The 12,392-nt window shown below is 56.4% G+C and carries 11 protein-coding genes; 7 read left to right on the top strand and 4 right to left on the bottom strand.

Annotated features, from left to right (window positions below):
- Positions 1-114 precede the first annotated feature (114 nt).
- Positions 115-1,023: a lipid A hydroxylase LpxO gene (lpxO, locus tag N6P30_RS15035; protein WP_023293507.1), complete on the top strand. Its 909-nt coding sequence runs from the start codon at positions 115-117 to the stop codon at positions 1,021-1,023.
- Positions 1,024-1,026: 3 nt separating this feature from the next.
- On the opposite strand, the gene N6P30_RS15030 is transcribed toward lpxO, so the two are convergent.
- Positions 1,027-1,758: a response regulator gene (locus N6P30_RS15030; RefSeq protein WP_023293508.1), complete on the bottom strand. Its 732-nt coding sequence runs from the start codon at positions 1,756-1,758 to the stop codon at positions 1,027-1,029.
- Positions 1,759-2,014: 256 nt separating this feature from the next.
- Between N6P30_RS15030 and fdhF the strand changes: the two genes are divergently transcribed.
- The 3 genes from fdhF to N6P30_RS15015 all read left to right on the top strand — a co-directional run bounded on the left by fdhF (position 2,015) and on the right by N6P30_RS15015 (position 5,434).
- A complete protein-coding gene (gene fdhF, locus N6P30_RS15025; protein WP_084831941.1) occupies positions 2,015-4,162 on the top strand; it encodes a formate dehydrogenase subunit alpha in 2,148 nt (715 codons plus the stop codon).
- Between the two features lie 323 nt (positions 4,163-4,485).
- Positions 4,486-4,638, top strand: a complete 153-nt coding sequence (locus N6P30_RS15020) for a Hok/Gef family protein (protein ID WP_008500037.1) — start codon at positions 4,486-4,488, stop codon at positions 4,636-4,638.
- 121 nt (positions 4,639-4,759) lie between these two features.
- Positions 4,760-5,434: a tetratricopeptide repeat protein gene (locus N6P30_RS15015; RefSeq protein WP_023293510.1), complete on the top strand. Its 675-nt coding sequence runs from the start codon at positions 4,760-4,762 to the stop codon at positions 5,432-5,434.
- Between the two features lie 83 nt (positions 5,435-5,517).
- On the opposite strand, the gene gltP is transcribed toward N6P30_RS15015, so the two are convergent.
- On the bottom strand, positions 5,518-6,831 hold the full coding sequence (gene gltP / locus N6P30_RS15010; RefSeq protein ID WP_008503398.1) for a glutamate/aspartate:proton symporter GltP: 1,314 nt from the start codon (positions 6,829-6,831) through the stop codon (positions 5,518-5,520).
- A 423-nt stretch (positions 6,832-7,254) separates the two neighbouring features.
- Here gltP and acs point away from each other — a divergent pair, with 423 nt between their 5' ends.
- The 3 genes from acs (at position 7,255) to actP (ending at position 11,256) form a co-directional block, all read left to right on the top strand.
- Positions 7,255-9,213, top strand: a complete 1,959-nt coding sequence (gene acs, locus N6P30_RS15005; RefSeq protein WP_008503397.1) for an acetate--CoA ligase — start codon at positions 7,255-7,257, stop codon at positions 9,211-9,213.
- A gap of 82 nt (positions 9,214-9,295) precedes the next feature.
- The gene (locus tag N6P30_RS15000) at positions 9,296-9,610 is read left to right on the top strand and encodes a DUF485 domain-containing protein (protein WP_008503396.1); all 315 of its coding nucleotides are present in this window, start codon (positions 9,296-9,298) and stop codon (positions 9,608-9,610) included.
- Complete coding sequence (gene actP / locus N6P30_RS14995; protein WP_023293511.1) at positions 9,607-11,256, top strand: cation/acetate symporter ActP; 1,650 nt, start codon at positions 9,607-9,609, stop codon at positions 11,254-11,256. The genes N6P30_RS15000 and actP overlap by 4 nt, the downstream gene beginning before the upstream one ends.
- A 32-nt stretch (positions 11,257-11,288) precedes the next feature.
- Here actP and N6P30_RS14990 read toward each other — a convergent pair whose 3' ends face one another.
- Positions 11,289-11,978, bottom strand: coding sequence for an LrgB family protein (locus N6P30_RS14990; protein ID WP_023293512.1), 690 nt, complete (start codon positions 11,976-11,978; stop codon positions 11,289-11,291).
- Positions 11,971-12,381: a CidA/LrgA family protein gene (locus N6P30_RS14985; RefSeq protein WP_021242769.1), complete on the bottom strand. Its 411-nt coding sequence runs from the start codon at positions 12,379-12,381 to the stop codon at positions 11,971-11,973. Before N6P30_RS14985 ends, N6P30_RS14990 begins: the two co-directional genes overlap by 8 nt.
- Between the last annotated feature and the right edge of the window lie 11 nt (positions 12,382-12,392).

Genomic DNA, 12,392 nt, shown 5'->3' with positions numbered 1-12,392 from the left:
GTTCTATGAATTTTATATTCCCGAACTACACTCTCTCCATCTGGCATATTCGGCGTGGGCAGCACTCTGTCCGCACGCTTTTCCGAAATGAGATAGAAAGAGGACAAGGGAAAAATGTTCGCAGTCATCATCATCGGTATTTTCATTATCAGCGTTATTTATGCGCATTCCCGCGGCAAAGAAAAACAGACGCTTTCCCGTCAGCTCTTCGACCATTCGACGTTTATGGCGCCCATCAATATGTTTATGACGGCGTTTTCTTCCCTGCCCGCCAGGCAGCCTTTCTTTGAAACAGAACGCTTCCCGGAATTAAATAAGCTGACGGAAAACTGGCTGGTTATTCGCGAAGAGGCGCTGCGTTTGCAGCATCATATTAAGGCAGCGGAAAATAATAACGACGCTGGCTTTAACACCTTTTTTAAACGCGGCTGGAAACGTTTTTATCTGAAGTGGTATGCCGATGCCCATCCCTCCGCGCAGTCTTTATGCCCGGTGACGACCCGGCTGGTGAGTGAAATCCCTTCGGTGAAGGCGGCCATGTTTGCCGAGCTGCCGGCGGGTGCAAAGCTTGGCAAGCACCGGGATCCGTATGCGGGCTCGGTTCGTTACCATCTGGGCTTATTCACCCCGAATGACGATCGCTGCTTTATTGAAGTCGACGGGCAGCGCCACAGCTGGCGGGATGGTGAAGCCGTTATTTTTGATGAGACCTACGTCCACTGGGCAGAAAATAAATCGGATCAAACGCGCATTATTCTCTTCTGCGATATCGAGCGTCCGATGAAATGGCGCTGGGCGCAGGCGGTTAACCATTGGGTGGGAACCACGCTGATGTCTGCGGCCAGCTCACCGAATGACGAGAATGACAGCACCGGCGGCATTAACCGCATTTTTAAATACGTTCATGCGGGCCGCGAACGGGGGCAGCGTCTGAAAAAAAGGAACCGCAAGGCCTATTACGCCCTCAAGTATTTGTGCATCATTGCGATTTTTGCCGCCATCATTGTTCCGGCGATAACGTAAGCCTTATGCCGCCTGTTCGGGCCGGCTCACGTCAGTGGCAAACACGTAACCCAACCCGCGGATGGTTTTGATGAGCGCAGGCTGATGCGGGTTAGCCTCTATTTTCCGGCGCAGGCGCATGATCAGCACGTCAATCGTGCGGTCGAACACGTCGGCGCTTTCGCTGTGGGTCAGCTCAAGCAGCCGATCGCGGCTCAGCACCCGGCGGGCATTTTGCGTGAGCGCCAGCAGCAGGCCGTACTCGCCCTGGGTTAAGGGCACGGTATTACGCTGCGGATCAATCAGCTCACAGCGGGTGGTATCAAGCGTCCATCCGTTAAACGCAATGCCCGCGACGGGCGCTGCGGAGGCTTCTGCCGCCAGCGCGCCCGTTCGGCGCAACACCGCTTTCACCCGGGCGACCACCACGCGCGGGTTGAACGGTTTGCCAATATAATCGTCGGCCCCCATCTCCAGCCCCACCACCACGTCTGACTCACTGCCCAGGCCGGTTAACATCACAACCGGTAGCGCCGGACGCTGCTTTTGCAGCTGCAGCAGAACCTGCAGGCCGTTGATATCCGGCAGCATCATATCCAGCAGCACAAGCGCGATATTCGGCTCCTGCTGCACCTGGCGCAGCGCATCCTGGCCGTTATGGCAGACAAGCACGCTAAAGACGTGCTCGCTCAGCACGTCCTGAAGCAGTTCGCAGACTGCCGTATCGTCATCAACCACCAGAATCGCCGGTTTCATCGTATGCTTCCGTCAGGGGATTATGTTAAGTCTGAACTATTCTGCCGTCGGCTCCAGTCAAAAGGTTTTTTCAGTGACGGAAATTCAACCCATGTCACATCCGCCGCCCTGTCGACACGTCAATTTTGACGATTGACTGCTTTTTGTCAGGGTTTTCACCCCGGATGGGCCGTAAAGTCAGGGGATACCCATACAAAAAACATGGCATAGAAGCTGCATAGTGGGTGCGAACGATTCGATTAACTGGAGCAGACTGATGAAAAAAGTCGTCACGGTTTGCCCTTATTGTGCCTCAGGTTGCAAGATCCACCTGGTGGTCGATAACGGCAAAATCGTCCGGGCGGAGGCCGCGCAGGGGAAAACCAACCAGGGCACGCTGTGCCTGAAAGGTTACTACGGCTGGGATTTTATTAACGATACCCAAATTCTTACCCCGCGCCTGAAAACCCCTATGATCCGCCGCGAGCGCGGCGGCAAGCTGGAAGCCGTCTCCTGGAACGAGGCGCTGGATTATGTCGCCACGCGCCTGAGTGCCATTAAGGCCAAGTATGGCCCGGATGCGATTCAGACCACCGGCTCTTCCCGCGGGACGGGAAATGAAACCAACTATGTGATGCAAAAATTCGCGCGCGCCGTTATTGGTACCAATAACGTCGACTGCTGCGCTCGCGTCTGACACGGCCCATCGGTTGCAGGTCTGCACCAGTCGGTCGGTAACGGCGCAATGAGTAATGCCATCAACGAGATAGATAATACCGATCTCGTCTTCATCTTTGGTTATAACCCGGCGGATTCTCACCCTATCGTCGCGAACCACGTTATTCGCGCTAAACAGAATGGGGCGAAAATCATCGTCTGCGATCCGCGCAAAATTGAAACCGCGCGCATTGCGGATATGCACATTGCATTGAAAAACGGCTCAAACATCGCGCTGTTGAACGCAATGGGGCACGTCATTATTGAGGAGAACCTGTACGACCAGGCGTTTGTCGCGACCCGTACAGAAGGCTTTGAAGAGTATAAGAAAATAGTCGAGGGCTATACGCCTGAATCCGTCGAAGCGATAACCGGCGTTAGCGCACAGGAGATTCGTCAAGCGGCCAGAATGTATGCCGGGGCAAAAACCGCCGCCATTCTCTGGGGTATGGGCGTGACCCAGTTCTACCAGGGCGTGGAAACCGTGCGCTCGCTCACCAGCCTCGCGATGCTGACCGGTAATCTGGGTAAAGCCCACGTTGGCGTGAACCCGGTGCGCGGTCAGAATAACGTGCAGGGTGCCTGCGATATGGGCGCGCTGCCGGATACTTATCCGGGCTACCAGTACGTGAAGTTCCCGGAAAACCGCGCCAAGTTCGCGAAGGCGTGGGGCGTGGAAAGCCTGCCGGAACACACCGGGTATCGCATCAGCGAGCTGCCGCACCGTGCGGCGCATGGCGAAGTGCGTGCGGCCTATATCATGGGTGAAGATCCGCTTCAGACCGACGCCGAGCTTTCTGCAGTGCGTAAAGGGTTTGAGGATCTGGAGCTGGTGATTGTCCAGGATATCTTCATGACCAAAACCGCGGCGGCGGCGGATGTCATTTTACCGTCGACCTCCTGGGGCGAGCATGAAGGCGTCTACACGGCGGCCGACCGCGGCTTCCAGCGCTTCTTCAAGGCGGTCGAGCCGAAGTGGGATCTGAAAACGGACTGGCAGATCATCAGTGAAATCGCCACCCGCATGGGCTACCCGATGCACTACAACAACACCCAGGAGATCTGGGATGAGTTGCGCAGCCTGTGTCCGGACTTCTACGGCGCCACCTATGAAAAAATGGGTGAGCTGGGCTACATCCAGTGGCCGTGCCGGGACGAGTCGGAGGCCGATCAGGGGACGTCCTATCTCTTTAAGGAGAAATTCGACACCCCGAACGGGCTGGCGCAGTTCTTCACCTGCGACTGGGTCGCGCCGATCGATAAACTCACCGATGAGTATCCGATGGTGCTCTCCACCGTACGCGAAGTGGGCCACTACTCCTGCCGCTCGATGACCGGAAACTGCGCCGCGCTGGCGGCGCTGGCGGATGAACCGGGCTACGCGCAGATCAACACCGCCGATGCGGAACGGCTCGGTATTGAGGATGAAGCGCTGGTGTGGGTGAACTCGCGCAAAGGGCGGATTATCACCCGTGCGCAGGTCAGCGATCGTCCAAACAAAGGGGCGGTCTATATGACCTACCAGTGGTGGATTGGTGCCTGCAACGAGCTGGTAACCGAGAACTTAAGCCCGATAACCAAAACGCCGGAGTATAAATACTGCGCCGTAAACGTTGAGCCGATTGCGGATCAGCACGCCGCGGAACAGTATGTGATCGACGAATATAACAAGCTGAAAGCCCGACTGCGCGAAAGCGCAATGGGTTGAAGCCGTTAATTCATCATTGAATAAAGGGAGTGAGATATTCACTCCCTTTTTATTTCCGATTAACTCATCAAATATATCAATTATTATTCTGGAAAGCGGCTCGCAGAAATAATGTAATTTTCGCGAAAAAGAATTACATCTTTGCATTTTAATTCAGAGGGATAAGATGTGCGGCGGGTGCTTAAGACTTTCTGTCTTGGGCATTGTTGAGGGACAGAAAGTAGAAAGCCCCGGGAAATTTTCATTTACCCGAGGCTACTCTCCCTCAACTCCAACAAGTTGAGAGTAGCCTCTTATTCTTTTTTTGACAAGGAGTAAAAGGCATGACGCCATTAAAAACTGCGTTAGGCATCGTCTTTATTGTTTGCCTGACGATAGTGATCTTTACCTTTATTACTCGCGGCAGGCTCTGCGAGTTTTCAATAAAGAGTGAGCATCAGGAGGTGGCGGCTAAATTAGCCTGCAACCCAGGCTAACCTCTACGGGCGGAACAACGGTTCCGCCCGGCTTGTAGGATGCTGAGGTCTTAATGCACCCATTTTTTTCTTTTGCGCCCGCGATTATACTGCGCGGCGTGTACCCAGATGATAAGAATCCATGAAAGCCATTTTTCTGTTGTTAGTGTTTTTAACATCCTTCGCCCGCGCCGATGAGATAGGCAGCCAGTATCGGAAACAGGCGGAAGCCGGTGATGCGCGTGCCCAGTATTATCTTGCCGATACGTACTTCAGCTCCGGCGACAGCAAGCAGGCCGCGCTGTGGGCCGAGAAAGCCGCGAAAGGCGGCGATGTCGACGCCATGGGGTTGCTCTCGCAAATCCTCTTTACGCAGGGCGATTACACACAGGCCAAAGCCCTGGCACAGCAGGCAAACATTGCTGGCAGCAAACGCGGCGCGATCATGCTGGCGCGCATTCTGGTGAATACTCAGGCGGGGAAAACGGACTATCCCCAGGCCATCAGACTGCTGCACACGGCAACCGAAGATATCGACAGCGACTCTGCGGTCGATGCACAGCTGCTGCTGGGGCTGATTTATGCCAACGGCGTCGAAGTAGCGCAGGATGACGTGCAGGCCGCCTCGTGGTTCAAGCGGAGTTCAGCCCTTTCGCGCACCGGCTACGCCGAGTACTGGGCTGGGATGTTGTTCAGGCAGGGTGAGAAAGGCTTTATCACGCCCAATAAACAGAAAGCGCTGTACTGGTTAAACCTGAGCTGTACGGAAGGGTTTGATACGGGGTGCGAAGAGTTTGATGCGTTGAGCGGGGAGTAAACCATTGCCCGGTGGCGCTGCGCTTACCGGGCCTACGGCTTGTGTAGGCCGGGTAAGGCGAAGCCGCCACCCGGCTTTTTACATCACTGGTCAGCCGTCTTATCAAAACGACCCAGCACCTCGCGTTCATACGCCAGCGCCTTTTTACGGTCGAATTTGTGTTCCCACTTGGCGATAACCAGCACCGCCAGCGCATTCCCCACCACGTTCAGCGCCGTACGCGCCATGTCGAGGATACGGTCCACACCCGCGATAAAGGCCAGGCCTTCCAGCGGAATGCCTACGCTGCCCAGCGTCGCCAGCAGTACCACGAACGAAACGCCCGGTACGCCTGCGATACCTTTAGACGTCACCATCAGGGTCAGCACCAGGACGATCTCCTGCCACAGCGACAGGTCAATGCCATACAGCTGCGCAATAAAGATAGCGGCGATACTCTGGTAGAGCGTGGAACCATCCAGGTTAAAGGAGTAACCGGTCGGCACCACGAAGCTGGTGATCGACGCTGGCGCGCCGTAGGCTTCCATCTTCTCAATAATACGCGGCAGCACGCTCTCAGAGCTTGCCGTGGAGTAGGCCAGAATCAGCTCATCTTTCAGGATACGAATCAGGATCCAGATGCTCAGCCCACACAGACGCGCCACAATTCCCAGCACCACCAGCGCAAAGAACAGGATGGCAAAGTGCACCAGGAGCACCAGCTTCGCCAGCGGCCAGAGGGAGGCAAAACCGAAGTTCGCCACGGTGACGGCGATAAGCGCAAACACCCCTACCGGCGCGTAACGCATCACCATGTGGGTCACTTTAAACATGGTTTCGGAGATCGAGCGGAACACGGTCACCAGCGGTTCGCGGTGCGTCGCGGGCAGTGAAGAGAGCCCCAGACCAAACAGGACCGAGAAGAAGATAATAGGCAGCATCTCGCCCTTCGCCATCGACGCCACGATGTTGGTCGGTACCAGAGAAAGGATCGTGCCCATCAGGCCGTGTGCATGGCTTTGCACGTCAGCGGTCGTACTTTGGTATTTCGAAATATCCACCGTCGCCAGCTGCGACATATCAATCCCGGAACCCGGCTGGAAAACGTTCGCCAGGGTGATACCGAGAATGATCGCAACCGTAGTGATCACTTCGAAATAGATAATGGTTTTCGCACCAATACGACCTAACTGCTTCGCATCGCCGACGCCTGCAATACCCACCACCAGCGTCGAGATCACAATCGGTACTACGATCATCTTGATCAGGTGAATAAAGATATCCCCTGCCGGTGAAAGCAGGTTCGCAATCAGCCAGTCGCGGCTGTCGCTGTGATAGTGGAGGTAACTGCCCAGCAGGATGCCCAGCACAAGGGCGATTAAGATCTGCCAGGCCAGGCTGACTTTAACGTTTTTCATAGAAACTGACTTCCTCAATGAAGCGCCTTATTCACTTAAACTGCATGAATATGGGGACATACTGAAAGGGTATGAATTGTGTTGCGTCGATTTATGGGATTTTTTAACGCGGCGTATGAGTATCATTTGCGCGGCCTGTTGCGCAAGCCTTAAAGAACGACGCATTTCACTCGTAAAAGCGTCTGTGACGGGAGTTTCTCCTGATTCTAATAAATAACCTTTTGTTATAAAAAACCTTTTTTAAACATAAATGTGAATAATCGTCAGCATAAATTATTTTCCTTCAAAGTTTCATTCGCTCATTTTTCAACCTGTTCAAACAATGCGTGATCTGTCGCCCAAATAATAAACAAAGCTTGTAAAGCCCCTACTATTAACGTTTTTGCGACATATTATTAACATCTTACAAGGAGAAAAAAAGCCATGAGCCAAATACACAAACATGACATTCCCGCAAACATTGCGGACCGTTGCCTGATCAACCCGGAGCAGTACCACGAGAAATATCAGCAATCTATTACCGCCCCGGACACCTTCTGGGGTGAGCAGGGCCATATCCTTGACTGGATCAAACCTTATCAGAAGGTAAAGAACACCTCCTTTGCGCCCGGTAACGTCTCCATTAAATGGTATGAAGATGGCACGCTGAACCTGGCGGCAAACTGTCTGGACCGTCACCTTGCCGCGCGCGGGAACGAGACGGCGATTATCTGGGAAGGCGATGATGCCTCGCAGAGCAAACACATTACCTATAAAGAACTGCACCGCGACGTGTGCCGCTTTGCCAACGTCCTGCTGGATAAAGGCATTAAAAAAGGCGACGTGGTCGCTATCTATATGCCGATGGTGCCGGAAGCGGCGGTGGCCATGCTGGCCTGTGCGCGTATCGGCGCGATTCATTCCGTTATTTTCGGTGGGTTCTCGCCAGAGGCGGTTGCGGGTCGTATTGTCGATTCAAGCTCAAAACTGGTGATCACCGCCGATGAAGGCGTGCGCGCAGGACGCAGTATCCCCCTGAAAAAAAACGTCGACGAAGCGCTGAAAAACCCGAACGTCAACACGGTCAGCAACGTCATCGTCCTTAAGCGTACCGGCGGCAAAATCGACTGGCACGAGGGGCGCGACCTGTGGTGGAGCGACCTGATTGAAAAGGCGAGCGACCAGCATCAGCCGGAAGAGATGAACGCGGAAGATCCGCTCTTCATTCTTTATACCTCTGGCTCAACCGGCAAACCGAAAGGCGTGCTGCACACCACCGGCGGTTATCTGGTCTACGCGGCCACTACCTTCAAATACGTCTTCGACTACCACCCGGGCGACATCTACTGGTGTACCGCCGACGTGGGCTGGGTCACCGGACACAGCTACCTGCTGTACGGTCCGCTGGCCTGTGGCGCCACCACGCTGATGTTTGAAGGCGTGCCGAACTGGCCGACCCCGGCGCGTATGTGCCAGGTGGTCGACAAACACCAGGTCAACATTCTCTACACCGCACCAACGGCCATCCGCGCGTTAATGGCGGAAGGCGACAAAGCCATCGAAGGCACCGACCGCTCTTCATTGCGCATCCTCGGTTCCGTGGGTGAGCCTATTAACCCGGAAGCCTGGGAGTGGTACTGGAAGAAAATCGGCAACGAGAAATGCCCGGTCATGGACACCTGGTGGCAGACCGAAACCGGCGGCTTTATGATCACCCCGATGCCGGGCGCCACGCAGCTGAAAGCGGGCTCGGCAACCCGTCCGTTCTTCGGCGTACAGCCTGCGCTGGTGGATAACGAAGGCAACCCGCTGGAAGGGGCCACCGAAGGCAACCTGGTGATCACGGACTCGTGGCCAGGTCAGGCGCGTACCCTGTTCGGCGATCACGATCGCTTCGAGCAGACCTACTTCTCGACCTTTAAAAACATGTACTTCAGCGGCGACGGCGCGCGTCGTGATGAAGATGGCTATTACTGGATCACCGGACGCGTAGACGACGTGCTGAACGTCTCCGGCCACCGTCTGGGCACCGCGGAGATTGAATCGGCGCTGGTGTCGCATCCGAAGATTGCCGAAGCCGCCGTTGTCGGCATTCCGCACAACATCAAGGGCCAGGCAATTTACGCTTACGTCACCCTGAACCACGGGGAAGAGCCGTCGCCAGAGCTCTATGCTGAGGTGCGCAACTGGGTGCGTAAAGAGATTGGCCCGCTGGCGACGCCGGACGTGCTGCACTGGACCGACTCGCTGCCGAAAACCCGCTCCGGCAAAATCATGCGCCGTATCTTGCGCAAAATCGCGGCAGGGGACACCAGCAACCTCGGTGATACCTCAACGCTCGCGGATCCTGGCGTGGTGGAAAAACTGCTCGAAGAGAAGCAGGCCATCGCAATGCCTTCCTAGTGTTTTCTCCCTCTCCCCTCACCCTCTCCCCATAGGGGAGAGGGGATAAAAACAAACCAACCTTACCTTTGGAGACTCTGTGATGAATGACCATATTTGTCAGCAGATAGAGAATAGTGCGCACTACAGGGAGCTCGTCGATAAGCGGCAACGGTTTGCCTTCACCCTTTCCATCATCATGCTGATTATCTATGTCGGCTTTATTCTGCTGATCGCCTTTGCGCCGCACTGGCTGGGCACCCCGCTGCACGAGGGCACCAGCGTGACGCGCGGTATTCCCATTGGCATTGGCGTCATCGTGATTTCATTTGTGCTGACCGGCGTCTACGTCTGGCGCGCGAACGGTGAATTCGATCGCCTTAATAAAGCGGTACTGCAAGAGGTAAAAGCATCATGAAGAGAATTCTGACGGCGCTCGCCGCCACGCTTCCCTTTGCCGCCCACGCGGCAGATGCGATTACCGGCGAGGTAAAGCGCCAGCCAACCAACTGGCAGGCGATTGTGATGTTCCTGATTTTCGTGGTGCTGACGCTGTACATCACTTACTGGGCGTCGAAACGCGTGCGCTCCCGTAACGATTACTACACCGCAGGCGGCAACATTACCGGCTTCCAGAACGGGCTGGCGATTGCGGGTGACTTTATGTCCGCCGCCTCGTTCCTCGGGATCTCCGCGCTGGTCTACACCTCCGGCTATGACGGCCTGATTTACTCCCTCGGCTTCCTCGTCGGCTGGCCGATCATTCTGTTCCTGATTGCCGAGCGCCTGCGCAATCTGGGCCGCTACACCTTCGCCGACGTGGCCTCGTATCGCCTGAAGCAGGGACCGATTCGCACCCTCTCCGCCTGCGGTTCGCTGGTGGTGGTGGCGCTGTATCTGATTGCGCAGATGGTGGGCGCGGGTAAATTGATCCAACTGCTGTTCGGCCTGAACTACCACATCGCGGTGGTCCTGGTGGGCGTGCTGATGGTGATGTACGTGCTGTTCGGCGGCATGCTGGCGACGACCTGGGTGCAGATCATCAAAGCCGTGCTGCTGCTGTTTGGCGCCAGCTTTATGGCCTTTATGGTGATGAAGCACGTCGGGTTCAGCTTCAATAACCTGTTCACTGAAGCCATGGCGGTCCACCCGAAAGGGGAAGCCATCATGAGCCCGGGCGGGCTGGTGAAAGACCCGATATCGGCCCTGTCGCTCGGTCTGGGCCTGATGTTTGGCACGGCGGGTCTGCCGCATATCCTGATGCGCTTCTTCACCGTGAGCGACGCGCGTGAAGCGCGCAAGAGCGTCTTCTACGCGACCGGCTTCATGGGCTACTTCTATATCCTGACCTTTATTATCGGCTTTGGCGCGATCATGCTGGTGGGGGCAAACCCGGCGTTTAAAGACGCCGCGGGCGCGCTGATTGGCGGTAACAACATGGCGGCGGTGCATCTGGCCGACGCGGTGGGCGGCAACCTGTTCCTCGGCTTTATCTCCGCCGTGGCCTTCGCCACCATTCTTGCGGTGGTTGCGGGTCTGACGCTGGCTGGCGCGTCGGCGGTTTCGCATGACCTCTACGCCAACGTCTTCCGCAAAGGCGCGAGCGAGCGCGATGAGCTGAAGGTTTCTAAAATCACCGTGCTGGTGCTGGGCGTCGTGGCGATCCTGCTGGGCATTCTGTTCGAGAAGCAAAACATCGCCTTTATGGTGGGGCTGGCCTTCTCCATCGCGGCAAGCTGTAACTTCCCGATCATCCTGCTCTCCATGTACTGGTCGAAGCTGACCACCCGTGGCGCGATGATTGGCGGCTGGCTGGGGCTGCTGACGGCGGTGATCCTGATGATTCTGGGCCCGACGATTTGGGTGCAGATCCTCGGTCACGAAAGCGCTATCTTCCCGTACGAGTACCCGGCGCTGTTCTCCATTGCCGTGGCGTTTATCGGTATCTGGGTCTTCTCGGCTACCGACAACTCGCCGGAGGGTAACCTGGAGCGTGAGAAATTCCGCGCCCAGTTTATTCGTTCACAAACCGGTCTTGGCGTTGAGCAGGGCCGCGCGCACTAAACCTTTCTCCCCGGCCGCTCTGGCCGGGGAGTTCAAAACATCATCCACGCCACCAGCGGTGCAACCAGCACCATCGTCACGCCCGAGAGCATCATCACCAGGCTTGCGACAACCCCCTCCTGCTGACCGAGTTCATACGAACGCGCCGTCCCCGCGCCGTGCGACGCCGCGCCAAACCCCGCGCCTTTGGCCATCCCTTCCCGGATGGAAAGCCGCAGAAAGAGCATATCGCCCACCGCCATCCCAAAGACGCCCGTCACCACCACAAACAGCGCCACCAGGTCCGGCTGTCCGCCGAGGGGTTTCGCCGCCGCGAGCGCAAACGGCGTGGTCACCGAGCGCACGGCCAGGCTGCGCTGAATTTCGTCGGGCAGCGTAAACAGTCTCGCCAGCCAGACGGAGCTACAGACCGCGACCACCGTGGCGGTGATGACGCCTGCGCTGAGCGACATCCAGTGGCGCCTGATAATCGCCAGGTTGTCGTAAACGGGCACGGCAAAGGCGATGGTCGCCGGGCCGAGCAGCCACAGCAGCCAGTGGGATTCACCAATGTAGTTCTGCCAGGAGATATGGCCGAAGACCAGCATCAGCACCAGCAGGATCGGCGTGAAGACCAGCGGCATCAGCGGCAGCGCATGAAACCGGCGATACAGCCGCTTGTTGGCAAAGTAGATCGCCAGCGTCGCGATCAGGCACAAAACGCTGATCTGAAAGTTAGTCATGTTTGTGCCTGCTGATTTCAAAGCGATACACTTTATCCACCACCCAGGCGGTCGCTCCCAGCACCATCAGCGTACTCAGCGCGATCACCGCGAAGATGCGCCAGCCGTCCACCATCAACAGCTGCGCATAGTTCACCACCGCCACCACGGCAGGCACAAAGAACAGCAGCATCTCCGCCAGCAGCCAGCGCGCCCCGGCGCGCACCCAGTTAAGGGGGATCACGCGACAGAGGATGAGCGTCAACATCAGCAGCATCCCCACCAGGTTGGCAGGCAGCGGCAGGTGGAGCCAGCCGACAAGATATTCGGCGAAAACAAACAGTCCCGCGTAGAGCAGTACCTGAACCGGGACCTGGAGTCGTTGCACAACGGCAGGCGTAACACGGCTTAACGCCACGGCCATGGGGGTTTTCC

It is taken from the genome of Enterobacter sp. PL1 (assembly GCF_945957325.1).
Classification (GTDB): domain Bacteria; phylum Pseudomonadota; class Gammaproteobacteria; order Enterobacterales; family Enterobacteriaceae; genus Enterobacter; species Enterobacter roggenkampii.
Note: the sequence above shows the minus strand (reverse complement) of the source record. Positions and strands in the feature narration are given on the sequence as shown.